This is a genomic window from Alcaligenes sp. HNGD-HTN06 (assembly GCF_049932565.1).
In the GTDB taxonomy this organism is placed as follows: domain Bacteria; phylum Pseudomonadota; class Gammaproteobacteria; order Burkholderiales; family Burkholderiaceae_B; genus Alcaligenes; species Alcaligenes ammonioxydans.
Map to the genome: position 1 here is coordinate 1,905,286 of NZ_CP187782.1, position 23,890 is coordinate 1,929,175.

At 54.4% G+C, this 23,890-nt stretch carries 19 protein-coding genes; 4 read left to right on the forward strand and 15 right to left on the reverse strand.

Annotated features, from left to right (window positions below):
• Positions 1-15: 15 nt before the first annotated feature.
• Positions 16-162, forward strand: coding sequence for a hypothetical protein (locus tag ACOZ42_RS08650; RefSeq protein WP_180071034.1), 147 nt, complete (start codon positions 16-18; stop codon positions 160-162).
• Positions 163-215: 53 nt separating this feature from the next.
• On the opposite strand, the gene ACOZ42_RS08655 is transcribed toward ACOZ42_RS08650, so the two are convergent.
• Positions 216-461 carry an AlpA family phage regulatory protein gene (locus tag ACOZ42_RS08655; RefSeq protein ID WP_180071035.1) on the reverse strand — a complete coding sequence of 82 codons (246 nt, stop codon included), beginning with the start codon at positions 459-461 and terminating at the stop codon, positions 216-218.
• Between the two features lie 91 nt (positions 462-552).
• Positions 553-1,134: a YagK/YfjJ domain-containing protein gene (locus ACOZ42_RS08660; protein WP_180071036.1), complete on the reverse strand. Its 582-nt coding sequence runs from the start codon at positions 1,132-1,134 to the stop codon at positions 553-555.
• A gap of 593 nt (positions 1,135-1,727) precedes the next feature.
• On the opposite strand from ACOZ42_RS08660, the gene ACOZ42_RS08665 reads away from it, so the two are divergent.
• Positions 1,728-2,537 (forward strand): hypothetical protein, encoded by an 810-nt coding sequence (locus tag ACOZ42_RS08665; protein WP_221081205.1) that lies wholly within the window; start codon positions 1,728-1,730, stop codon positions 2,535-2,537.
• A gap of 174 nt (positions 2,538-2,711) precedes the next feature.
• Entirely contained in the window at positions 2,712-3,050 is a 339-nt protein-coding gene (locus ACOZ42_RS08670; protein WP_180071038.1) for a type II toxin-antitoxin system RelE/ParE family toxin, read from the forward strand.
• 178 nt (positions 3,051-3,228) lie between these two features.
• Here ACOZ42_RS08670 and ACOZ42_RS08675 read toward each other — a convergent pair whose 3' ends face one another.
• The 12 genes from ACOZ42_RS08675 to ACOZ42_RS08730 all read right to left on the reverse strand — a co-directional run bounded on the left by ACOZ42_RS08675 (position 3,229) and on the right by ACOZ42_RS08730 (position 15,293).
• Positions 3,229-4,938, reverse strand: coding sequence for an SNF2-related protein (locus ACOZ42_RS08675; protein WP_426345029.1), 1,710 nt, complete (start codon positions 4,936-4,938; stop codon positions 3,229-3,231).
• A gap of 52 nt (positions 4,939-4,990) precedes the next feature.
• Positions 4,991-5,428 carry a single-stranded DNA-binding protein gene (locus tag ACOZ42_RS08680; RefSeq protein WP_426345030.1) on the reverse strand — a complete coding sequence of 146 codons (438 nt, stop codon included), beginning with the start codon at positions 5,426-5,428 and terminating at the stop codon, positions 4,991-4,993.
• Positions 5,429-5,494: 66 nt separating this feature from the next.
• The gene (locus ACOZ42_RS08685; protein WP_426345031.1) at positions 5,495-5,821 is read right to left on the reverse strand and encodes a hypothetical protein; all 327 of its coding nucleotides are present in this window, start codon (positions 5,819-5,821) and stop codon (positions 5,495-5,497) included.
• A gap of 199 nt (positions 5,822-6,020) precedes the next feature.
• Positions 6,021-7,139 carry a PFL_4669 family integrating conjugative element protein gene (locus ACOZ42_RS08690; RefSeq protein WP_426345032.1) on the reverse strand — a complete coding sequence of 373 codons (1,119 nt, stop codon included), beginning with the start codon at positions 7,137-7,139 and terminating at the stop codon, positions 6,021-6,023.
• A gap of 45 nt (positions 7,140-7,184) precedes the next feature.
• Positions 7,185-7,574: a hypothetical protein gene (locus tag ACOZ42_RS08695; RefSeq protein WP_045929874.1), complete on the reverse strand. Its 390-nt coding sequence runs from the start codon at positions 7,572-7,574 to the stop codon at positions 7,185-7,187.
• 184 nt (positions 7,575-7,758) lie between these two features.
• Positions 7,759-9,393, reverse strand: a complete 1,635-nt coding sequence (locus ACOZ42_RS08700) for a hypothetical protein (RefSeq protein WP_426345033.1) — start codon at positions 9,391-9,393, stop codon at positions 7,759-7,761.
• 7 nt (positions 9,394-9,400) lie between these two features.
• A complete protein-coding gene (locus ACOZ42_RS08705) occupies positions 9,401-9,997 on the reverse strand; it encodes a hypothetical protein (RefSeq protein ID WP_426345034.1) in 597 nt (198 codons plus the stop codon).
• Between the two features lie 6 nt (positions 9,998-10,003).
• On the reverse strand, positions 10,004-10,609 hold the full coding sequence (locus tag ACOZ42_RS08710; RefSeq protein WP_003799847.1) for an STY4526/YPO1902 family pathogenicity island replication protein: 606 nt from the start codon (positions 10,607-10,609) through the stop codon (positions 10,004-10,006).
• Complete coding sequence (locus tag ACOZ42_RS08715) at positions 10,606-12,285, reverse strand: ParB family protein (RefSeq protein WP_426345035.1); 1,680 nt, start codon at positions 12,283-12,285, stop codon at positions 10,606-10,608. Before ACOZ42_RS08715 ends, ACOZ42_RS08710 begins: the two co-directional genes overlap by 4 nt.
• Positions 12,286-12,347: 62 nt before the next feature.
• The gene (locus ACOZ42_RS08720; RefSeq protein ID WP_426345036.1) at positions 12,348-13,292 is read right to left on the reverse strand and encodes a ParA family protein; all 945 of its coding nucleotides are present in this window, start codon (positions 13,290-13,292) and stop codon (positions 12,348-12,350) included.
• 516 nt (positions 13,293-13,808) lie between these two features.
• The gene (locus ACOZ42_RS08725) at positions 13,809-14,771 is read right to left on the reverse strand and encodes a DUF4892 domain-containing protein (RefSeq protein WP_426345037.1); all 963 of its coding nucleotides are present in this window, start codon (positions 14,769-14,771) and stop codon (positions 13,809-13,811) included.
• A 93-nt stretch (positions 14,772-14,864) separates the two neighbouring features.
• Positions 14,865-15,293, reverse strand: coding sequence for a hypothetical protein (locus ACOZ42_RS08730; protein ID WP_094196770.1), 429 nt, complete (start codon positions 15,291-15,293; stop codon positions 14,865-14,867).
• 1,068 nt (positions 15,294-16,361) lie between these two features.
• On the opposite strand from ACOZ42_RS08730, the gene ACOZ42_RS08735 reads away from it, so the two are divergent.
• A complete protein-coding gene (locus tag ACOZ42_RS08735; RefSeq protein WP_426345038.1) occupies positions 16,362-19,928 on the forward strand; it encodes an AAA family ATPase in 3,567 nt (1,188 codons plus the stop codon).
• On the opposite strand, the gene ACOZ42_RS08740 is transcribed toward ACOZ42_RS08735, so the two are convergent.
• Positions 19,897-23,889 carry a type VI secretion protein IcmF/TssM N-terminal domain-containing protein gene (locus tag ACOZ42_RS08740; RefSeq protein ID WP_426345039.1) on the reverse strand — a complete coding sequence of 1,331 codons (3,993 nt, stop codon included), beginning with the start codon at positions 23,887-23,889 and terminating at the stop codon, positions 19,897-19,899. The two genes, ACOZ42_RS08735 and ACOZ42_RS08740, sit on opposite strands and share 32 nt — an antisense overlap.
• Position 23,890 lies beyond the last annotated feature (1 nt).

Below are 23,890 nucleotides of genomic sequence, written 5' to 3' on the forward strand. Positions count from 1 at the left end.
TAAAGGAGAGCATCGATGATCAAAAACTTGCTTGCCACCGTAGGCTTCGCCGTGTTCGTGCATTACGGCTACCAGCATTACCTGCGGTATCAGAGGCTCAAGGCAGAGAACGCCTGTTTGCGGGAGAAATGGAAGGACTGTGTGGGCAAGGCTAATCCTTGAACCCCATATGAGTGACGTACGTGATGACGTCGGTTACGGCTGAAAAGATCCGATCAAGCGGCCCGAGATTCCTGGATGCGTTCCTGTATCCAGGTTTCCAATTCACTTTTCAACCACCTGGACCTCCTTCCAAATTTCACTGGTTTGGGAAATTTCCCCTCTTTAATCAGCTGGTAGAACCATTTATCAGTCAGCCCAGTATAGCGAGCTATGAACCCCATATCGACGAATTGATCTTCGAGCAGCGATATGGGAATGGGTGTGGGCTGAGCGCTTGCAATGGCAGCAGGTGTGGTCATGTTGTTCTCCTGTCTTGTTAAAAGGCAGGAAGTCGACGTCGACCGAAGGGGCCAACATCTCTTCCACAACATGACCCAACAGAATAAAAAACTACAAGCTGCTCCCGATTGATCTCTCTCCATCCCCATAGCGCTTGGTCAGGTTCTTTGCCAGATAGTCCGCGATTACAAGCACACCTTGAATCTGAAATCTGATATCGGCACTATTCTTATCAAGATAAAAGGTTCGTCCAAACTCAACCAACGGGAAAAAATCCGGGTGATTCAAGTTTGTTGCGCTGAGCCAAGCCTGTCTTATCATGGAAGATAAATTACCGGCTATGGCCAGATAGTCTCCCAACGAGTGGTATACATCTTTGTTAAGAAATAGCAGAATGTGATAATGCTTCTTCCTATTGACGTCGCCGTACTCCCGCACCCAAACGTAATTCAGGTTACAGGATAGTTTCCTTCGCCAAGCCTTCTCTTTCCGTTTTAGATCAGCCCTGATTTTGGCTTTCAGTGACGCGAAAAATCGTGTAATCACACGCGAGTCAGTCTGTGCCAGTGTTTCGACTTCAGGAAACCGTAAATCACAGCGAACAACAAAAAGTCTCGGATGAACCTCCAAGGCTTTCAGAGTCGTATTGAAGTTTATTGCTTGATACTCAGGGTTATAGCGATGCGATTTCATTCTCATTACCTTTGGCGTTTATGTCATAGGTAATGGGTGTTCAATGTTTTTTTATTTAAAACAGCATTCATAGCAATACAGGCATTTGGATGCCCGATTACCTCATCAGCTTCTAACTCTATTACTAAACCAACAATATCTGGTTGAGAAATGGGTGTGAAACATCCCTTTCTTGGCACCCGCATGGCTGACGGACTGGCGTCTTGAACGGCAAATATTGCTCTGATGTTATCTGGCCGTAATTACCTTTCCACACTTGAGCAACCACGCTGCAAATTCGACCAGCCTTACATCCACTACGACTCTTTGACGAGGCTAAGCGAAGCGTGCTGCCGCACCACAGAAACGTCCCAGCATCGGACGTGAGGTAAAAAATCGGAAGGCACAGACCTAGACTGGTGTTGTTCACACACGCATTGCAGACTATGATGCGTCGTTTTCCCTTCGTTTCCATAGGGGATTACGTAAAATTTTCGCTATGTAGTGGAAAGATAGTTCGCGTATAGTTCCTATGTAGCGACGTCATAGCTCAGAGCTAGTTTCTCAGTAGTTCCAAATAGATAATAACTATCAATATTAGTAAGAATATAGGTATGGCTGTCATCATCAAAGATGAGTTGCAAGGTTTGTTTCCACACTGGCCCTTGGGGCGTCGCGAGACCATTTGGCTATGGCTTTATCTCCGATCGAAAGGAGCAGGCTTCCACCGCGACAGTTTCGGCACACGCAATACTCGCGCTCAAATCGCGCACTATATAAAGCGAAATAACCTTACCGCCACAATCGATAATGAGCGGAACCGCACTCTCCTTCCCGAGCATGTATTCGACTGGATCGAGAAAAGGGGACGGCAGGCGACTTGGCTACTTCGAAAGGCGGAGCATACGTATAAGGGGAAACCGATATTTCCTGTTCACCTGACGCCAAGGGAACGCCTAGTAGCATGGTTTGATTATGAGAATATCGAGAAGATAGAAAAGCTAGATAACCTAAAATATTTGAACGAATCTTGGGTCAAACAACAACTTCAAGATAAGTCGCTATCTTGGTACGCGAGCGCGGGGAAAGAAAGGCAGAAATGTGAAATTGCTTGGATGTGGTATCAGGAGCATCACAGATCGGTAGCCTTGCGGGCTACAGAGTTCTCTAGCCTTGAAAATATTTTGGAGTTTCTAGATGGCACCACTTTCAGTCACGAAGAGAAGCTTCATCATCTTGAGCAAATCAAGAGGCGATTCAAGGCCAAGCAAACGCAGGCCAATCGCCAAGGCAAGCGACAAACCAATCTCTCTCTGTCGGATGCCGCCAGGACACAGCTCGACCAACTTGCCAAAAGGGAACGCATGAGCAAGACCGAAATTATCGAATTTCTCATTCAGAACGCCCATGAGAGAGGGTTGTGAAGCACCTGGGATATACGACAGCAAAATACTCATTTGCCGGGGCTGACCGGCAGGTAACAGCGATACCATGACAACCATCCGCTTCGAGAAAGACTCGCTCAAATCCTATTCGGCACGGGCATAGCGACCATTGCCACCATTGAATCTATCCGCAACTTGCGTATAATTTGACTGATGAAAGCCGTCTTCGTCGAACTGCCCGCCTTCACCCGTTACCGGGCCGATTACCTGGACGACGAGCAATTTCGTAGTCTGCAAGTAGCCATGATGAAAAACCCAGAGGCGGGCGACGTCATAGAGGGTACGGGCGGCCTGCGCAAGCTGCGGCACGGTGACCCGCGCCGAGGCAAGGGCAAACGCGGTGGTTTGCGAGTGATCTATTACTGGTGGGACGGCGGCTCGCAGTTTTGGCTTTTCACCCTGTACGACAAGGACGAAATGGCCGATTTGAATCCCGACGAGAAGAAGGCGCTCAAGGGTATGTTGAAAGTAGAATTGGAGGCGAGGCGATGAAAAAGCGGAACCTGTTTTCAGAAATCACTGAGGGCTTCGACGCCCTGGCGAACGCACGCGCCGGTAAGCAAACACTGCGTACGCACGAGGTAGAAATCAACCCCGCACCGGAGGTAACCGCAGCCGAATTGACGGCGCTGCGCGAGCGCCTGAACCTATCGCGCCCTGTGTTTGCACGCTACCTGCGCACCAACCCACGTACTCTGGAGAACTGGGAACAGGGTCGTGCCAAGCCCAACGCCCAAGCTGCCCTGCTGATCCGTCTGGTCGAGAAGTTTCCCGACACCATGAAGCGACTGGCGGAGGTATGAACCCCTGACAAGCCTACACCGTAGCCAAGTGGTGGGTACATTGGTGAGTACAATCGTAAAAATAGATAAAAAATCAATATAACTAATTGATTATAAACAGTCTTTTTATTCTGATCGACATACAGGCGCAGCTTAGTGATTTTGGGCATGGCCATCAGGCTCATATCATCGTAGATCTCCTTATAGGCCGCCAGGCCTTCACTAGGCGAGATGTAACGGACTGAATGGGTCTTGGCGCCCAGGTCGAGTACATCCTTACGCCTGCGTAGCATCCACCCGCCCAAGGCGCGGGCTAAGGCCGCTCGACGATCACGGGAGCCGGTGAACTCTTTGCGGAACTCTTTCAGTTCCATACGGCCAAGCGGGTGGCCGGTAAGTCGCAAGAGCGTGTGCAGCTCAATTTCACGATTCAGAAGAGGTGTACCGGTTACCACATAGCGTTTCGGAATACGCGTGGCCATCACAAAAGCATTGCGCGTACGCCCGGATTTATGCTCCTTAAGATAATGCGCTTCATCAATAGCCATGGCCCCAAACTCAAGCTCGACCTCGCGCACCAGGCCACCCAATCGTTCGTAATTCGCAATGACCCACTGACAACCGTACAAGGTTGAGATCCGATCATCCCCGGCAAAGCCGACTACAGCATCGGGATACACTGCGTGGATCTCGCGTTCCCAGTTGATACGCAAAGAGGCGGGACAGACTATAAGCACTCTACCCTGCCCCGCAGCTAGACGAGCACCTACAACAGTCTGCCGTGTCTTACCCAAGCCCATATCGTCGCCCAAGCACGCTCCTGTCTGACCTGCTAGGTGACGGACGCCATCGACTTGATACTCCCGTAAACCTGCGCCCACAGCGATCGCAGCCAGCACTGCTTCATCGATGTCGACCGCGTTGCTTTGCTCCAGGTCGGCAGACAAAAAACCCGCTCCATCCACATCTTGGGCGGGGCCGCTTTCCCCTTGCTCAGGAGTCGCAGCAGGTACCTGGATGGGCGATTCATCCGCGCTTGATGAAACCAGTTCTTCGAGTACGACGGGCTGCTCATGCACGAACGTATACTCAGGCGCCACGCCTGCCAGGTCACGGAGCACGTGCTGGATGTGCGCCACTTCACCGCGTACTTGCCACGCCGCAGCGGGCTTATGAAATCTCCCCTGTAGCGCACGCATGGCACGCACGCACAGCCCATCGTAAGAAAAGCTGACGGCATGTTGGCCATGGTTGAGCTCGCCTCTGGCCAGCTCAAAAATTTGGACGTCGAGCAGTTGGGTAAAGTAATCAGGCTCGGGGGCCCTTATAGCCGCCTTTAATAGCACAGCAGCCCCGTCAAAATCAACATGCTCACGCAGATAGTGCGCCTGCAACCAAGCTAAGGCATGGTCAGCACTGCCCTGCTCCAATACCCACATCCGCCGTCCAGGACACCACCATGCCCCAGCTTTAGACAACCGGGCGGCCATTCCTGAAATATTGAACAGTTGTAGCCCAAGCCTGCGCCCATCAAAAACAGCTTGAATAAGTAACTCAGGGGCCTTAAGCGAGATTGGGACAATATTCAACGGCAGCACCTTACTTTCATAACACCTCCATATCTATGAACATTGCCCCCTATCTTGTTAATTACGCTGGAACATCCTCATCCGTCGGCACATCTTGATCACGCGCTGCCGCAGGCCGGTTTGCTTGTTTGTAGGTGATCGACTCAATGCGAGTGAGCTGCAGGGCTACATCCTCAGCAACGATTTTGATGACTTGTACCTCGGCATTCGTGGTCTCATCTTTGGCAAAGAAGTCCCGCTCCTCGCCAATAACCAGCACTCGGGCCCCCTTGCGCAAAAACTGCGCGCACGCCTCGGCCTTGCTGCCATAGATCTCGACCTCGCGCCAGAAACCCCCAATCTGCCCAACTTCGCCAGTGGCCTGGTCTACCCCATAACGTCCAAAGTACACACGCATACTGCACACACTAAACTCTTCGCCCGAATTGTTCTTACGAGGAATACGTTTCAAGGTGGGTGAGTCGCCCAGGTTGCCCTTACCAATAAACAAGTTCTGCATATCAACTCCTTTCGGTGAAAAACAATCGACTTGACCGTATGGTCAGACCGCCCTGCATTAGCTAGATCACGTCCCACTTCGGCTCGGAATTGGCCTGGCAAAAGTGGGCACTTTGCGCTGCTGACTCAGTAACTTCAGTTCACGTACGAGTCCACGCAATTTGAGGTGTTGCGAATTGAATTCTTGTGCCTGAGCATTGGCCTGTTCGTACCACTGCCGCAGCACGGTCGGTAGGACCGCATATCTTGAGTGCGCCTCCTCCCATGACAGATGCTTTCTTGTGCCAATCTCTCGCCAACGCAGCGCCATATAGCCGTCCGCTTTACGACGGTGCTCGGCCAGATACATGGAATAGCCAGCCACTTTCTTTGTGGCAGCACAGAGAGCAACCATGTCTGCCTCAACCTGGTCAACTTGCATGAGATGGTGGCGCAGCGACTGGGCGGTGCCCCTACCCGTAAAGGGCTTTGTGTCAATCACGCTCTGACACGTTTCGTTCCCCAAGGTCTTCCTTGCCCACTCAACCACATTGACACGTAGACTTCGAGTTCGCTTCGTCATCCTTTCGCCCTTTCCTCACAGAATCCTTTCTTCACACCAAATCCGAATCGGCATCTTGAAACTGATTGGCTTCGCGCTGTGCTTCAGCTTCGGCCAGTTGCACACCTACTGACTGCAACAGGCTCCTTTCCTTCTCAGTTAATGTGTATCGTCGCCGAGAATGTCGTGGTTGCAGCTTGGCGGTAAACACGTCGGCAGGGACCATGCCGAATACTTCGCGCACGAATTCCACACGCTGCTTGCCCTCTTCTGAGGCATGCTCCGTGATGAAGTCCAATCGGGACAGCGCATTGATGTCTGGCTGCATGAGCCAACGTGAGAACCTGGCGACCTCATTGAATACGCGACGGATAAAGCGTGTCATTTCCGTGATTGAGCGTCGCATCTGCTGGTCGCTTAAGAGCGTCTTGCGACCCAGTGTTTTCTGCAAACGGATGAAGTAGTCATAATCAACAATCAAGCGGCTGATGCTGTAGCCATAGGGGGATCGGAACCCCAATTGCAAAGACTGCGGTTGAGCAGACTTCAGCACGGAATAACTCAACCCTCGTTGCTGCTGACTGGACAGCAAAGTCTCGGCAGCCTTGATCTCCTCTTGCAGCCGCTCATTCACTTCTTCCATGGATTGCTCATGACGCAGCAAAGACCAGTCAGCGTAGGGATTGTCATTACCCGTCAACAGCCATAAGCTGCGCAAAGAACTGGCGACACGACGACCACCTACGATAGGGGCCACATCCGAGCCAGGCTCACGAACACGCCCCATAAACAGCCTGAATGCCTCCTTGGTATGCAGGGTCATCAGATCGTCTTCCGAATCGACCAGAGAGCCCAAGTCATCCATAGCGAAGAACTCGGCTGGTTTGACGTCAGGGTCCGAACCCTTGCGCGTCTGGAACTTGGCCTGCATACGTGCCAGTTGATCTTTACGATCTTCCAGTTCGATATACCGCTCATAAAGTGGATCATCCTCACGCATCGGCCCTGCCATATACGCGGCCAGCAAGGCTTCCTCACCGGTGATCGAATATCCATCGGCGAAGGGGGAGTTCTCCTCCGTAGAGAACCCAATAAGAGACTTGGGTGCGGGAACTACAGCGGGCTTGTCACTAGATTTGAGTCGTGGCTGCTTATCAGTCGAAGTAGGCATAGGTAGTCACTGAGAAGAAAAATGAATAGAAGGTGACGGACATCATCAGATCGTCGACCCCTTGAAATCTGCCAGCGGTGTTACGTTGACAGCATCCAGAAATGGGAACGTATTGGCACGGAATCCAGGCAACATGCCGCTCAAAGGGTCTTGATTGAGGAATTCCAACAAGGCGTCACTGTTGACTGTGACCAAGGTGCGGTAATTAGGCTGAGGCATCACGTTAATAAGTCCCATGGACTCCAATCTTTTTAATGATCGCTGCACCTGCTTGGGTGACACTTGCCCCCTCAATGAATCCAAAGCCATCTTCACTGCTGAAGTTTTGACTTGGCGTTTATCTCCATGGTCTTGCAAGACAGTATGTAAAACTAAGGCATCGCTGTATTTGCAGATGCGATGCAAAAGATGGACAAACAATTGTTCGTTAGTCATAGAAACGATCTCCTGAATCTGTTTAAGGCATTGAGACAGAATGTCCCACCTCCCAACCGTTGGGCATTGAGACAAAACGTCTTACCTCCCACCCGGTGGGGATTGAGACAGAATGTCTTACCTCCCAACTGTTGGGGATTAAGACAAAATGTCCTACCGAATGGGGTACGGATGAGTCCGGCGGTCATGGCAGCTTCCTCATGGTCTGCACCTGCTGGCGCAACTGAGCAAAGGCCTCCTCTTTCGTCATTGGAGGCAGAGTTGTCGTCAGGTTTGTATTGAGAGCCTTGATGTGCTCTTGGACGGCATCTTGAGCATGTCGATTTTGTTCACGCTGGCTCGCAATGCTTTGCGCATATGCCAGTTGCACACGACCGGATTCCAAGCCGACACGCAGCGAATGCAAATAGCCTGGAGGATTCGTGATTTGCTTCCCTGGATTGCGCAACTGACCTTCCAACTCATCAAGCAAACTCTGACGATGCTCTGGCTTGGCAATGGACAGCACCTTGCGCACAGCCTCATGCCATTGCTTGCCAAGCACACTGGGTAAGCTGATATCAACCTCGTCGTTTTGAACATTCAAATCATCACGACGACACCCCGCTATCTCGGCCAGTGCTTTAGATTTATCCCCTCCAGACGCCGTGGTAATAGCGGGTCTTGTAGTTGTTTGAAGAGATATTGTTGTATTGTTGTTTCGCGGTTTGGGCAGCTTAGTTTCGCGTTTTGGGCAAGTTAGTTTTGCGGTTTGGGCAGCAAGTTTCGCGGTTTGGGCAACAGGGCCAGTTGTGAGATCGCTTGTTTTTGTGAGTTGTTCACAAGCTGCACCAGGACTCACTGAGGTCTGAGCAAAGAGACGTCCAGGATTCATGCTGGCAGGGTCACGCAACGCGTGCTGGACGGTTGCATTCGCCCGTGCTGCGCCAGCACTATCCAAATCAAACAGTGGCCTTTGTGACTGTGTGCCAGCTCCAAATAATTTGCTTGATCGTGATGGCGCAGGCTTCTGCCCATTCACAGGAACAGGTTTAGATACCGATGTCAGTTTCGGAGCATCAGCAATGGGTGGCTGATCGGTAGGCTCAGACTTGAGGGGGAACTGCTCCTGTCCATGTAATAAAGGGCATAAAGCCAGCAGGTTAATGCGTATACGATTGCCTGCTTCCTGGAGTAGACCCATCTGTTTCAGGCGATCACGGGCATTGCGTTGTGTTTTGCTGGTCAAGCAGAGGGCGTTACGAATCGCCTGTTGAGACAGCGTAAATTCACCCTCGATGCTTCGGCTGTAAGTGAGAACATGCCGTTGCTGAATCAGCAGATACGAGAGGTACAAGCCAGAGGCCACATTGCCCGCAATATCCGCCAAGGGCCGATAAAAGCTCACGTAACGTTTCAGCAATGGTGCGAGCTGCGCCCAGCTTGCTTTCTGATCAACAACCGAGATCCCCAAGCAAGAAGCAAGACGATCCAGGTTGATACGGTAATGGAGCTTGGCCGGTCTACCAGCCAGCTTTTCCTGAATCAGCGAATGTTGAACAAGTAAGAGACGAGCGCTCTCCTGCTCTCGGGTACTCAATCCCGTTGCTTGCGTACACTGTTTTGCCGTCAGAAAGAACCAGCCATCACGATTTTTATAGTGAACGGCAGTATGCCGAGCCCAATAGAGCGCGTGCCCCAGAAACAAAGCAGCTTTGAAATTACCCAGCGCTTCAGCCAGGTTTGGGTAGTACTGCACAAACCCTTGGCTGGTGAGCAACTGTATAGCCTCATCAATTAGAGACGCCGTCGTTGTATCGGTGTTTAATGCGGCACCCATAGCCATCTCATCCGTATCGCTTGGAAAGAACGGGTTGTGACGACGATGAGCCTTGTTGTTGATGAACCTCTTCGAGCGAGTTAGCCAATGAAGCGGATGCTTGGAGAATGGCATCCGCAACAACATTCAGATGCAAGCGGTATTCCGGCACACGCCCTGGCCCCGACTGTTCACTTAACATGCCCAGTGCAATCAAGTCGCGTCGGCATGTCCGCTGCTGAGAGGCAGTAATCCCGGTGACCTGATGACATTGAGTCGCCGATAGGCGAAACACATAATCATCCTCCTGGAACTCCTCGGGCATTGCTTGAGCAACCCGTTCCAGCACAGACGAAAGCCATAATCCCGTGATGACATTGCCCGTGATATCGACATATAGGCGATGGAAGCTGATTGGCGTTTGCCCCATCAAATTCAACAGCGCCGCTTGCGCTAAAAAGTCTTCCCTTGGTGCGTCTTTATGATTCTGGGAGCCATCGACATGAGAGGACGGTAAGGCCCACCCTCCCTGTGTCTGGCCATCACAATTACGTTCTGACGCAGGCAGAGTCGAAGGACGCGGCGCAGTTGTAGAAGTGCTTGGCATAGTCATAATTTCATCCATGTGGCTTTATCCTTGCAGTGGTGGTGTCGTCGGTTTTATTTCCAAACCAAGCTCATCATCTTCAGCAAACTCGACAATGGTTTGCTGGAGGACACTGATTCGCAGCTCAGGAAACTGTTGGTGTAAGGCGTAGATTCGGTCTCGGCAGGGTTGCTCAGACATCGATTGCTGAATATCGAACCAGGCTCGATGGATGGCATCACGCACAGCGACTGGAGGCAGGGCCGTACGGCCGCCAGGCTCCCCTCCCGGCCTGAGCTGTGCGCGCAAGTCCCGGTACTCCTCGTGGGACAGCTTGAAATACGCACACACCATCCGACGCGAAGCGCCATGAATCACAAAGTATTCGCGTAACTTGGCGTGCTCACGCCGCATATCGAGCAGATGTAACCCCTTGCTGATGACTTGTTCAGACAGTGAGAACCACATTTCCTGCGGAGAGTTGGCCAGATTCGTGATGTCCCGAGTGGTTCGGTAACGCAAATCATCGAGAAACTCGGGTGAGTAGCCCGCACGCAGTAGAGAGTCCATGTGCCCGCCATCGATTTGCTCAATAATGTGGGCCAGCAACATGCGCCGTAGAACAGGACATTGAATGGGAATTTTGTTCATGAAATCTCCTCCATCACATCCGGCATGAACAAGGGCACAAACCCGTCCAGTTGACGCTCTGGGTAACGGGTCCGAACCCGTTCCATTTCTGAGAGCAGACGTGTGACCAACGGCCCCAATTGCTCATGCCGCAATACCAGGCTCACGGTTTGGAGCGAGACATGGTCAAATGCCTCGCCCAGTAATTCCTGTGCTCCTTCCTGAAACTGTTCCTCGCCCTGCTCCCAAAGCTGTTTCCAAGCAATGGTGAAGCCATCGGCTTCGTGTGGAATGAGCTGCGTAAATCGACGATCAAGCTGACCGGTGAGGCTGACCAGGATTTTCCACAAGGCTCTGCGGTAAATAACCAATTCTGGTTCCAGCTCAATCCCATCGACATACCCAATACCTTGTGAAGGAAAGTCCAGGTAAAAGCCAAAGATGTGGTGGGGCTGATCGCTTTTAAAAAGCACATCCGACATGTCGATCAGGCTCTGAAACTCGCCTAACACCGTAAATATCGGCTGTGGATCGAACCCTTCCCCCTCTCCGCTCAAGACCACGTTCTGGGAGACCGATGGGGAAGCTGGCAAAAAGGCACCGCCAGAACTGTCGGGCTTACTCTTAGGCGTAGGCACACTGGCCAACATTCGACCGAGTGGAGGCTGAGTAGGTGGTTGAATTGCTAACGGCTTGGGGTCCACTGGCGCCGTGGGAGTGGCTTCGATCAGCCTCAGGGTCTCAACCTCCAGGCGCGGGTTCGCCTCTAGAGCCTGGGCCATGGCCAGCAGTTTCTCAGGGGCTACACCCAAGGTGTCAGCGATGGCTGCGTTGACCTCATCAAGCAACTGCGAGACGTCTACAACCTGCTGAGCACTCTGATCTGCCGTGACAGATTGTTGGCTCATCACAGCGGCGTACTTGTGCAAGATTGTCTGTAGCGCTGTTTCAGCGACTGCTTGCTGGCCAAACTTGTCAGCCAGCTTCAGCCACTGTGAGATCTGCGGTTTCAATAGCAGGTTCACATCGCGCGTTTGTAGCCAGCGCCCGATCGGGGTCAGATACTCAACCGCAAAAAGGAAGTTTTGCAGCATACTCATGCCGAAATTCAGGCCGCTGGCCTGGCGCAACTCCCTGTTCAGTTCCGTGGTTGAAAGCGATTTGCCCGATTCTTCCTCGAAATGCTCCTTAAACGACAGCACGCCCTGAGCTTTCTCCCAGAACGAAATCTCGCCACGCTGCTCGTTTTCAGCCAGGTGCGCCGCAATGGTCGGCGCGTCCCCTTTCCAGACCTTGACGATGACCGTCAGCCGCGCAAAGCGTTGGTCACCCTCTTCGTACAGCTCTTTCGCAATACGCAGCCGTGTATTCCCGCCACCGTAGACCATATAACGCGGCTGACCAGGACGCCTGGTAACGCTGATATGGTTCAGGATCCCATTGGCCCGAATCGACGCCTTGATCTCGTCATAGAGTGGGTTGATTTCGGTACGCGGGTCAAATTCGTACCGATCAATATCGGTAACCGCCAAATTTGAAATACTGCCATCGACCACATCCATGGGCGTCATCGCACCCATGGCGTTCAGCGGTGGCGGCGTGCCCATCAGGGAACGTTTGGCGATATCTTCGTAATTCGATTTTTTTGAGGACACGGGACTGGTCTCTCTTAGTGTTGAGCTCAACTCAGCGTTCATGCGCAACTGCGCGGCACGCTGACTGGCGGTCAGCAATTCCGGAGTTTTAGACATGGCACGCTCTACGAATTAGTCGTGAGCGGGCTGTCTGGCTCGTCTGACTCAGAGATAGGGACATGCAATGCCGCTAGCGCGGGAGCTAACTCATTGCGGTGATTGGGAGTGAATTTATTGCTCAGGTTGGGGATCAATTCCCACAGCAAACTGTGCATGTGATCGCCCGCTCTAACCGGATCAATCCAGTGAGCCGGGACTTGAGCAGTAGCGGCTTTTTTGTAGGCGACCGCTTGGGGAATCTGGGTGGCCAGCACGGTCACACGCCCGCTCATTTCAATGAACTGATTGCGGATTAGGCTGGACATGGTGCGACTGTCGACCGTGTTCTCGCTACGGTTAATCACGCACTGGATTGCGGGCACTTTGTAGCCCAGGTTGGAGGCAGATTCGTGACGGGCGACCAGTTTGATCGTACCGTCAACAAACTCACGGGCCGACAGAACATCAGGGGCTACAGGAGCGAGAAGCACATCCGCCGCATTGACGGCTGCGTCTTGTAGGTGGCCCACTGCCCCTTGGGTGTCGATGATGCAAACGTCGTACTGAGCACGGATATCCGGGTTACTCAGGGCCATCCGGATACGCACCAGGCGATCAAGCTGATTAGATAACCAGATTTGAAGGGGGCTGTCGTCACGCTGAGTGTCGGAGCACACAATATGCAAGAAACCGCCCTGCACATTCAAACTTGAACGATCACTCTCAAATTCAGCAGGAGGAAACTCGACGTGACTAATGCAGTCCGTGGTGAGTGCTCCCGACATCACCATTTGCGTTAAGCCATAAGGGGCTTGATGAGCCAGTTTGTAATAGCGAGTCAGAGATGGCTGAATATCCGCATCAATTAAAAGAACGCGATATCCGAAATCAGCAAGCAATCCACCTAAATTGGCAGTTAATGTAGTTTTGCCAACACCACCTTTAGTGGCAACAGTTGTGAACGTAAGCATTTTAAAAACCTCGTTGAAAAAGCAACGAGTTTTCTGCTTAAATTACTGTATAAAAAATACTAATAAACAGGTGGACTTAACATAAAGCGACATTATGCGATAATTACCAGCGAACTAAACAAGAGGTCTTTATTTGTCCCACACAGCAGTCTCGCAGGACCTTCAAGCAACTGATTTTCAAGCAAAAAAGCATTCAATACAGTCAAAATCCGGCCGCCTGTCGTTGCTTCGGTGCACCGGCCACCTGCACCCATAAGGTCTACACCCAATCCTGGGCAATGCGCGCTTTCAGTTCCCTTATATCGGATTGATTGCCCCTAGGGCTGGGCTCGATGTGTTTTGTGGCATGAGTGTAGCCACCACAAGCACGCCCAAGCACAGCCGCTCAAGATCAACCCGCCACAGATACAGAGCGGTGTAGGACGACGGAACGAACGCAAGCCCTATCCCTGATCGCCCGAGCCCGCAGCCAGCACACTGGTTCTGGTCATCTCGTTGCTTGCGCCTGAGATAGTGTTACTGCACTACCAACTCAACTCGTCTATTGCGCGCGCGCCCTTTTTCGTCTGCATTGCTTGCTACCGGAGAAAAAGATGCGACCCCTTTAGCCAGCAAGTTTTCCGCCTTAACACCATATGAAGTATGTAAAGCCTGAACAACTGCCTGAGCTCTACTCTGCGACAAGGTCAGATTGGCATCAAGCGAACCTTGATTATCCGTATGGCCCACCACATATACTTTTAGGTCTGGATGGCTAGAGAGCAATTTAGCCATTTCTGATAAGGCCGTATCCGATTCTGGTTTTATCTCTGCTTTAGCGCTATCGAAGTAAATGCCTGGAACCGTGACATACCCTTGGCGTTCGAGTGATTGTTGCAACTCGTCCGCTTGTAGCACTTTAATTTGATCCAGTTCCAATTGGGCACCTTCTACGATTTCCTGATAGAGATAGGTCCTGTTATTGGACACATCATCCACCACATGCAGAAAAACGTGGACCTCTCCTGCCTCATCACTACGACGGGTGAGCAAAACACGCTCACTGGAACTACCAAAGACCGCATCGCCAAATGCAGTAGGTCGAACGCGTCCTTCAAGGGAAATAAAGGGCATCATATCCGGACCACACGTCTCTGGGCCATGGCAGGCAAACAGCGTTTCAAACCCGCCTTGCTGCAGCGCTTTCTCGTAATTTCGCAGAACCTCCAATGCTGAATGCTCGCCCGGAATCCGGTAAGCGATGCGAGTGACCTTGCCCTCCAATTCAAGCAATTGCCCCGGTGCTTTCTTGTCCTTAATGATTCCCGCAGGCAACACGGCGGCATCGTAGTTTTTTCTCAAATAGTTGCGAATCTCTGCCCCTGGGAATCGACTCAAAAGCGGATGATCGCTAGAACCTTTGACGTCAGCGGCAAAAACAGCTGGTGTATCCACTATCAGCAACACCAGAAACACGAAAGATAAAATTGTCTTTAACATATATTTTAATTATAAAAATAAACCGCTATTTATTACTATTTACATTCTGATTTTTTGATTCTTGATTTCTATGAGCATTAATATTTTTTGTTGTTATAGGTTCCGCAATGCACGTCGGACTTCTCCACATTTTGCGGGATTGGTGAGTTCAAAATCCGTCACCAAACGCGTCTTTGGATCGTAGGACATCGTTAACTGACAGGGACGGAGTATGTCTCTGTCCTCATAAATAATACCTGTCGTCATTCCTGGTCGATCCAAGTTATGGTATGCGTAAGTATCTGCCTCCACGGTGACTCGTTGGTAGTAGGAAAGATTCCACTTATAGGCAGGCTCTCCATTCAAAACGGTTTCAACTTCCCCGCTACGACCAAAAGCATCACGATATTTTTCTATGCTCTCCCCCCTTACCATCGGTTTTTCTATAAGCTGAATACCTAACGCGGAGCCTATTTCAGCAGCACAGCCACCAAGACTTATCAGGGTTAAAAACGAAATAATTAATTTTATGATGTGTGTCATTTTATATAAAGAGATACAAATTGTATTAAACGATCAGCTTGGCATAATTCCAAAAGCCATGCGTTTTTAACACACATTCTGCAAGCTCAGGCTTAAAATTTTTCTCTTTTCCAAAGCATGCTCGATAAAAAAACTCTAAGAGAATCTGCACTCTTTTTCACTCATAGCCATGTTGCAAGGCTATGACGGAACGCCTGGCTAAGCACTCAACGACTCAGCCCATATCCATTAAGCCTCCACAATCGCCATAGTCGTTTTAATACGCAACTGTGTACGGCAAGCCCCTTCTTTTAAACGCAAGGTCAAAAGTATCTGGGTTGTTTGCCTTCTAGAGGGAAGCGGACACCCACTGCATACGGCGTGTAGTGATTTGCTCGTAACTAGCATTGAACAATCCCACATGGAGGGAACGGTCTGTGCCCAGTACAGAGAGAAACAATGACTTCCGGTGCCCCAGCCGTTCTGAGTACACGTCAAATCCCGACAAGGAAAGCACCATAAGGTTGGGGCACAGACCCAAGCCGACAAGGGCAACCGCCCTGAGCCTTGCGTGCAAAGCGCAAGACCAGCCATGCGCGACAGTTCTGGCGAATCTGAGCACGGCCGGAGCAACACCATTCTATCGGGACCTGTACCCTGCTCCGTCGATCCTGCTACGCAGACCGGCCCGCCAATAGTCGTTTTTTCAGCGCTATGTGATGTCGCGTTTGAGCCGCCGTAATCCTCACAAAGCCATTAACAGCCAATTATCGCCCCCCATGTGATCTATGTTTTGCCACAGCCGCGTAATAAATCAGAGGCCTAATTAGTTTTGTTACAAGCCGACGCGGCCCGCTGCATGCCTTGTGTTCGCGCGGCCAAGCTTGATGGGTCCCTCATAGCGGTATTGGGGATCAGGTTTCCTTCCCGGTTAAACCAAAAATAAACGCCTGCAAACCAGAATGAAGCCTTTTGTTGCATCACTCTAACATTTACTAACGCAGGGTGCAGTCGGCAGGGATGGAAAACAAGATGGGAATGCAAACGGGGATCTCGAGACAGGGTCCCAACCGAATTGAACTCTATTGTTTGGGAACCTTTCGTTTATTGATCGACGGGCAGGACCGCAGTCACCTGTTAAGTTATGACAAGGTCAAGCTGCTGCTCGCTCTTTTGATGCTGGCACAGGGCCAGGCAATAGCACGAGTCAAGCTGGCCGATATGCTCTGGCCCGAGAGCGACCCCGAGCAGGGGCGCGCTCGGGTGCGCCATGCCTTGTATGTGTTGCGTCAGGCATTGGCCCCCCTGTCCAAGGTGCTGCTCAGCTCCACGGCAAGCCTGACACTGGAGTCCGATACCGTCTGGAGTGACGTTCTGTACATAGGCAGTTCCACGGCGACCGAGCTGGACGAAGCGCGCAACAAACTAAGCCTGTACCAAGGTCCATTTCTGGAGGGCCTTAAATTGCCCGGTAGTGACAGTTTGATGAGCTGGCACAACAACTGGAATGCACGCCTGGACATCGAGCTGGCGCAATGCCGACACCATCTGATCAAGGCATTGATGGCCAGCGAACAGCAGCAGGCAGCCCTGGCGTATGCCAAAACCTGGGTCAATCTGTGGCCTGAGGATGAATCCTGCCACCGTTTACTTATCCGACTTTTGGTGCAGGACAATGATCATGACGCGGCCATGCTGGCCTATCAGCAATGCTGTGATGTGCTCCAGCAGCGTCTGGGTGTACAACCTGACGCACAGACGCGCGCTTTGCTGGGCACCGGTGTTAACGCAGCGCCCGCCTTACATGGGCCGTCCGATCCCGAAGGCTACCACTTTCGGGCCATGGCTACGGTAGCCATTGCGATTGGCTGGCGCCCCAACCCGGACAGCGGCGACGATCCCATGGAGACGGATTACGAAACCAGAACCTTTCTCCTGCGCGAAACGCATGAGCGTGTGGTGCGCTGTGCTCGCGAACACGGGGCCTGGATAGAACAGGAACATAACGCCACCTTGCTGGCGCATTTCGGTTACCCCGCCATCAATGAGCGTCCCGTGGCCCCTGCCCTGACCCTGGCGCGCACGCTGGCCGGTCTCAGCCGGCCAGCCCAAGTCAGTCTTGGCCTGGCCGTTCATGCTGATGTACTGCCCATTGATCCGACCACGCCCATCAACGCACACCATTTGCTCTGCCAATCCGTCATTTCCCTGGCCTGGCAAGCAGACAATGGGGCGGTCTTGCTCAGCAGTCAGGCGGCTGCACGCCTGTCGTCCTGGTCTCTGGAGGCCTTGCCATCAGGCAAAGAACCATCCTCATACCAGTTACGCCTGAGCGAAACCGCCACCGATACCGGCCGCATTCACGGACGACTGCGCGAGTTCGATATTCTGCTTCAATACTGGAGCGGTCGTCTTAGCGCGGCGCCACGCATGCTGTTGCTGCATGGTCATACCGGAATGGGCAAGACCAAGCTGCTGCGTTCGCTGCAGGACTATGTGCGCAATGTGGAAGGTGCCGTCGTGGCGCTGCAGACCCAGGAAAATGATGTACGCAGCCCTTACGCACCGGTATTGCGCTGGCTACAAAAAGAGCTGCGATATGTCACACCGAATACCGCCGACACCCGTAACGGCGAGCAGGACGCGCAGCTACATCAACGATTGATGGCCCAGTACGACCTGAGCGTTGCGCAGGCCGATATTCTGCATCAGACCTTGATTGAACCGTCCACACTCGGCCAGAGCGTAGTGCGTGAACAAACGCAACACGTCTTGCTGGCCCTGTTGCACGCGCTTTGTCGGAACCAGACCTTGTTGCTGACCTGGGAGGACTTGCACTGGTGTGATGCCGCCAGCCTACAATTGTTGCAGCGTCTGCTGGCAGGCGAGGAGCGGCTGCGCATCGTGGCCACCTCTCGCCAGGCCTTGCCCGAGTCCTGGCCTGTCCTGCCCTTGCGGATTGGCGCACTCGCCCACCAGGACATGAATGAACTGATCAGTCAGCGCAGCCGCTCGATCAAGCTGCCTCGCGATATTCGCACGCACATCATCGAGCACAGTGAAGGCAGCCCCATGCTGGCACGCGAACTGCTGCACTTATATCAGCTCGGTCAGGACCTGACCCTGGTGCCGCGCTTGCTGGACCAGTGCGCCGCCCATTTGCGCCGCCTGACGCCGCTACAACGCGAACTGGCCTACTTGGCAGCCCTGCTGCCCGATATTGACGAGCGCCTTGCCAGCCGTTTGCTGGAGCAACCCCAATCGACCATCCGTACCGCTTTGCAGATCCTGGAGCAGCATGAATGGTTGATGTCCACCGAGCAATCCCGCTGGCGCTGCCCCGATATACTGGGCAACTGTCTGCGCCAGCTCATTATCCGTCCCGAGCGCGAACGACTCGGACGGCGGCTGGCCGAGCATATGGTCGAGCATAATCACGCGCCATCGGCTATTGCCACCCTACTGGGGCAAGTTCGCTACCAGGATACGGTCCAGTGGTGGCAACGCGCCATCGAGCACGCACTCGAACACGGCCAGTTACAGGAAGCCGAGCGCTACCTGTCACAGGCTTTACGCAGCCGGCGCTTCATCGCCGATCCCACCGTGCATTCACAAACCAGTTTTGCACTGCACCTGACTAAAGCCTCCTTAAGCACCGCGGCCACGGGCCCGGGCTCTCCCCGTTCGGTAGAAGCCTTCGAGCAGGTCAACGAGCTCAGGGACCCTGAAGAGCCCCTGACCTTGCTGGCCAGCCTGTGGGGCGAATGGTTGACCCGTCACAATCGCGGACAATTGGACGGTTCCTTGCCGATTGCCGAAAAAGTACTGCGCTTGTCCCAGGATCAACTCAACGAGGCTTGGCAAGGCTGGGCCTGGTACGCATTGGCCCAGCATCGCCTGTGGCGGGGCGATCCGGTACAGGCAGAAACGTTGCTGGTGCGGGCCCTGCCGTTGATCGGCATGTCGGCCGAACCCCAGGATGCCCAGGCCCTGCCATCCCAGAAGCCCTCGCAGGCGCTGGCCTATGCCTCGTTGGGATTGTGTCAGGCCTTACAAGGCCATTTTTCCACTGGTTTGCAAAATGCCCGCCACGCCGTCACCCTGGCCAGCTACCACCATCATCCTTTGGCGGGCGCCATTGCCTCCCGGCTACATCTGATGCGTATTTACTACCTGGCCGGAAATCTGCAGGAAATGGCTCAGGAGAGTTTGGCGTTGACTGGAACGCAGTCACCGGCCAAGCCCGATACGGTCTGGATTGCACTGGCGCAGATGCATCAATTACTACCCGCTGTGCTACAGACCCGCAACGCGGACCTGATTGAGCCCATGCAGGCCGCGATCGAACGTATACGCATGGATATGCCTGTTGCTGTGGAAGGACAACTGTGCATGCTGGCTCGCGCCCTGCTTAGCCTGGCGCGCGACGACGCCGCGTTTGCCGTATTGGCCGAAGCCGAACAGATCAGCGAACAACACGGATCCGTGCTGATGCTTCCAGAAATACAGTGTCTGCGCGGCGATATCTGGCTACAGCGCCAATGCCCGGACCTGGCCAGCCAACACTGGCAGCAGGCCCGGGAAAGCATGGACCAGCATGGGCTGCTGGCCTACCAGCACTGGCTTAACGATCGCCAGGCACTAATTCCGGGTTGACCCGCAAGGCCTGGGCAATCTGCCCGGCCACGATGCGGGCTTGTTCGCGGCTGTCATAAACCGGGCTTTGCACCCGGTACAGATCTTTGCGTCCCGGACGAGGCAAGGGAATCTGCACCGCGTCAATCCCCAGCGCATCCAATTGCTCCACGGCAGCGCGGGGATCGGCAAACACCCCCACCTGAACACGCCAGCCCTGCTGCGACCGCTCCTGAGCCGGCGTCGCTAATGAGGCCGCCACTTGCTCGGGCGCAGGTTTGGCGGCCCGTTTTGAAGCGGGCTGAACAGCCTGCTTTTGCGGTGCCGGTGCAGTCGGGGCCGAATCGGGCGGCAATGGTCCCTCCTCCTGAAACACCGTTACTGGCGAACGCCAGCACTGGGTCACAATGCGCTCGGGCACCAGATCCTGCGTCCAGCTCGGTTGCGCCATCGGACTGCTCACGCCGGACTGCGCCTCGCGCAGGGTCAGCAATTGCTCGTTGATCTGAGCCTGTCGGGCCTGAATGCGATGCAACTGGTTCACGTTATCCACCAGATTACGTTGCCCCTGCAAACGCCAGTTCAAGACCAGCCACTGTACGCCGGCATCGATCAGACGCTCTTCTTGCTGCGGGAAGTCGCTGGCCTGGAAACGGTGCTCACCACTGCTGAACTCGTGCAAAAAGTCGATAAAGCCTTCTGCGCCCGGATAGACCCGCTCCAGCACAAAGCCTGGAAACTGAATCTGCAGCACTGCATCACCACACTGCCCCTGTGCCCATGCAAAGGTAGCCCTGGAGGGGAAGTTGAAGTTATCCAGCCGCGTCACACCGCTGGCACATTGCAAACTCAGGCGGGTGCGTTGAGGCAATTGACGCGCCCCGGTGTTGAGCAGCGGCGGCTCGGCATCGATCACAACGGCAGCGGCCAAGGACTGAACCGCTTTGGCCTGTTTATCCAGCTCAGCCAGCTCCTGCTGCAAGGTTTCGATCTGGCTACCGCGCACACGCGCCGCCTGTTCATCGTGCAGGCGCGTTTCGGCATGCGCCACCTGCCGCGCCTGAACGGCGTTCGCGTAGGCATAGAACTGCCCACTAAGCGGCATGCTCTGCCCCAGCGCACTGCGCGGTCCGTAACTTTGCGCATCACGGCTCACAAAGTAGCGCAAATCACCCTGCAAGAACTGAGGCACGGTGCCACGATCACCGTACAACAGTTCATAGGCCAGGACGGGACTGCGCACACCCTGTACCACACTCAAGACCGAAGCGGCCCATTGATCCTGCAAACCGCAGGCGGTGCGCCGGGCGGTGTAATCCAGCACCAAGGCCAGCGGACCACGCATCAGAGTCCACACGGCATCCTCACGGGCTGTATCGCGCTGCAACTGGGTGCGCAAGTCATCCAGGCTGTGTTGGGCATCGTGCAGCAACGACTCTTGCACTTGCGGGTCCTGTCCAAACCCCCAGGTCTGGCGTGCCAGTTCCTGCGCGCTGCCCGGCCCCTGCAACAAGCGCTTGATCGCATCGGCAAGTTGAGTCTGATAGGCACGCAACGGCGCAATGCCCGCCAGACTGGCGCTGACGCCCTGCATGCTTTGTGTCAACGACTCCCCCTGCTGCACCGAGCGCAGCCCCACATGCCCCAGTGCATTGACGCGTTGAGCCTGATCCAGCCAGCCTGCCAGACCCTCCTGGGCGGGGGCCTGACGGGCGGCCAGACGCAGTTGCTGCAACGTCAGCATACTAGCCACCCAAGCCGGGCGTTCTCCGGCAGGCACCTGCTGAAACAGCCCATCGACCGCTTCAAAAAGACGGGCATAGGGATCAGCCACTGAAAACAGACTGCTGATGGCGCCATCCCAATCCGATTCGGTCTGCAAATAAAAACGGGCATCGTTAAAGCGCACAATGAAGCGATACCAGGCGTCGTAGGACAGTTGCCGGAAACCCTGTTCCAGCACATCACTTTGCCCCATCCAGAAACTGCGCTCACCCGAGGCTTCGGCCAGCTCCTGGACAAAGCCCGAGATCGCTGCCGTACCGGTCTGCGTCAAACCGGCAGCGATCACAGGCGCCCTAGCATCGGGCCGGACACTCCAGAAATCCGCCAGCGTAATCGGACGGATGCTGTTTTGAAAATCCGCCCAGGCCAGCAACCAGGAGGGCGAGCGAGCACGCAAGCCCAACTGGCGCAGCGCAGCCTGCAACGCATCCAGCTCCCCTTGCAGTTGAACCCGCTCGGGGGACCAGCGCAGATAATCCACATATTGTTGACCAAGCAGCACACCCGTCTGCAGACCGACTTGCCGGGAGGCCGAGTCACCATACAAGGTCGCCAGCTCCATGCCCGGCAAAGGCCGACCTTCAAGCGGGCTGCCGCGTAACTGGCCGGCCACCAGATTGATGCGACGCACCAAATACTGACTCCAGGCAGCCACTTCTGTCTCGCTGCCGCTACGACTGACGCGTGGCAGATCCTGCACAATCAATGGGTCCAGAAACGCCTGCAGGATTTCGCGCCGGAACGCATCCACAAAACGTTGCTGGTAAAACTGCTGTACCTGGCGCACATGGCCCTGAAACGGCAACCAGGCCTGGATGCCGTGATTGGCGCTGTCCAGCCTGCCAATGGCACTGCGCCAGATATTGAGCGACTGCACATCTTCGTCCAGCGCACCCTTTTGCATGCGTGTTTCGAGCTGCTGCAACGGTTGGGCCGCAAAGGCTTGCAAACTCGAGCGGGCACGTTCACTGGAGTAAAACAAGCCGCCTGCCAGCGCACCACACAAGAGCAGCCAGGCCAGAACCAGAGAATGACGCAACACACGGCGCCAGGGCGACCAGCGGTCGAAGACTTGCCAGCCATACCGGCAAGACGGCAGGATGCGATCGAGCACGTCGCGGGCAAAGGCAATGCCTTCACGAGTTTGATGCGGAGTGCGCACCTGCCAGTACAGGCCACGCAATAAAGGGGTGGCCGAATACGGCGTGGCCTCGAAAGCCGGGGCCAGCAAGTCTTGCAGGATGGCTTGTTGTGCCGCGATACGTTCGGGCAATTCAAACACCGGCGCAGGCTGCACTCCATGCTGACCGAGTACAATCCGCAATTGCGCCATTCGTCGCCCCACGGACTCGAACGCCTGCGCCAGAAACTGCAGCGAGCCCTGCTCGGCCCCTTGTCCGCCCACCATATAGCCCAGCGCCTGATCGTAGACCTCGGGCGGCAATTGCTGCAGCCAGGCAGACAGACCGGGAACCTTCTCGCCCCCTTGCAACATCAGCCAGACAGGAATGCGCGCCTGAAAAACACGCGCCAAGGCATCATGGCGAGCCCGCATCTGCTTGCCCGCCGCCTGCAACTGTTCCTGATTGGCCTGCAATAGCCAGGACAAGTCGATATTGAAAACCAAGCCGTTAAGCGGCTCGCGTCGGCGCGTGCGCATCAGTTGGTGCAACAGACGCGACCATGCCGCTTCTTGGGCCGTGTGCTCATCCGCGCCGAGCACCGGCCCAGCCCACACCATGACACTGGCTTTCATGAAAAACCAGCCCACGCCCTGATCCAGGCCTGGCCCCGCTGCGGGCAGCGATTGCACCGCGAGCCGGGCATAATCGTCCTGAGTCTGGCAAGGTCCAACATCCAGGCTCAGCATCCAGGGCAAGGCATACAACGATGAACGCCGTCCCCCCAGTCGTGCCTGACGCAGCACCTGCAAGCCGGCTCCCCATTGGGCGTCAAACGCGGCATGCTGGCTGCCCTCCACACGCGGCATGTCGCGCGCCAGACGCCGGCGCAAACGCCACGCCAGCCAGCGCCGACGCAGCCCCGCGGCCAGCCAGATCAGCAATAGTGCGACCAGCACCAGCGTTGGCAAGGCCCACAGCGGCCAGCCCTTGTGCATCACATACAACCAGGCCAGCCCCGTCAGCACGAGCAGCAGCGCCAAGAAGCCCAGCACACGCAAACTTCGTTTCAACATA

Bases quoted from the DNA above. Each gene is read 5' to 3' on its own strand.
- ACOZ42_RS08740 (WP_426345039.1), bottom strand. From the start codon at position 23,889: ATGTTGAAACGAAGTTTGCGTGTGCTGGGCTTCTTGGCGCTGCTGCTC.
- ACOZ42_RS08725 (WP_426345037.1), bottom strand. From the start codon at position 14,771: ATGTTAAAGACAATTTTATCTTTCGTGTTTCTGGTGTTGCTGATAGTG.
- ACOZ42_RS08650 (WP_180071034.1), top strand. From the start codon at position 16: ATGATCAAAAACTTGCTTGCCACCGTAGGCTTCGCCGTGTTCGTGCAT.
- ACOZ42_RS08715 (WP_426345035.1), bottom strand. From the start codon at position 12,285: ATGAACGCTGAGTTGAGCTCAACACTAAGAGAGACCAGTCCCGTGTCC.
- ACOZ42_RS08685 (WP_426345031.1), bottom strand. From the start codon at position 5,821: ATGGTTGCTCTCTGTGCTGCCACAAAGAAAGTGGCTGGCTATTCCATG.
- ACOZ42_RS08680 (WP_426345030.1), bottom strand. From the start codon at position 5,428: ATGCAGAACTTGTTTATTGGTAAGGGCAACCTGGGCGACTCACCCACC.
- ACOZ42_RS08710 (WP_003799847.1), bottom strand. From the start codon at position 10,609: ATGAACAAAATTCCCATTCAATGTCCTGTTCTACGGCGCATGTTGCTG.
- ACOZ42_RS08730 (WP_094196770.1), bottom strand. From the start codon at position 15,293: ATGACACACATCATAAAATTAATTATTTCGTTTTTAACCCTGATAAGT.
- ACOZ42_RS08670 (WP_180071038.1), top strand. From the start codon at position 2,712: ATGAAAGCCGTCTTCGTCGAACTGCCCGCCTTCACCCGTTACCGGGCC.
- ACOZ42_RS08700 (WP_426345033.1), bottom strand. From the start codon at position 9,393: ATGGGTGCCGCATTAAACACCGATACAACGACGGCGTCTCTAATTGAT.
- ACOZ42_RS08660 (WP_180071036.1), bottom strand. From the start codon at position 1,134: ATGAAATCGCATCGCTATAACCCTGAGTATCAAGCAATAAACTTCAAT.
- ACOZ42_RS08690 (WP_426345032.1), bottom strand. From the start codon at position 7,139: ATGCCTACTTCGACTGATAAGCAGCCACGACTCAAATCTAGTGACAAG.
- ACOZ42_RS08655 (WP_180071035.1), bottom strand. From the start codon at position 461: ATGACCACACCTGCTGCCATTGCAAGCGCTCAGCCCACACCCATTCCC.
- ACOZ42_RS08720 (WP_426345036.1), bottom strand. From the start codon at position 13,292: ATGCTTACGTTCACAACTGTTGCCACTAAAGGTGGTGTTGGCAAAACT.
- ACOZ42_RS08705 (WP_426345034.1), bottom strand. From the start codon at position 9,997: ATGGATGAAATTATGACTATGCCAAGCACTTCTACAACTGCGCCGCGT.
- ACOZ42_RS08665 (WP_221081205.1), top strand. From the start codon at position 1,728: ATGGCTGTCATCATCAAAGATGAGTTGCAAGGTTTGTTTCCACACTGG.
- ACOZ42_RS08695 (WP_045929874.1), bottom strand. From the start codon at position 7,574: ATGACTAACGAACAATTGTTTGTCCATCTTTTGCATCGCATCTGCAAA.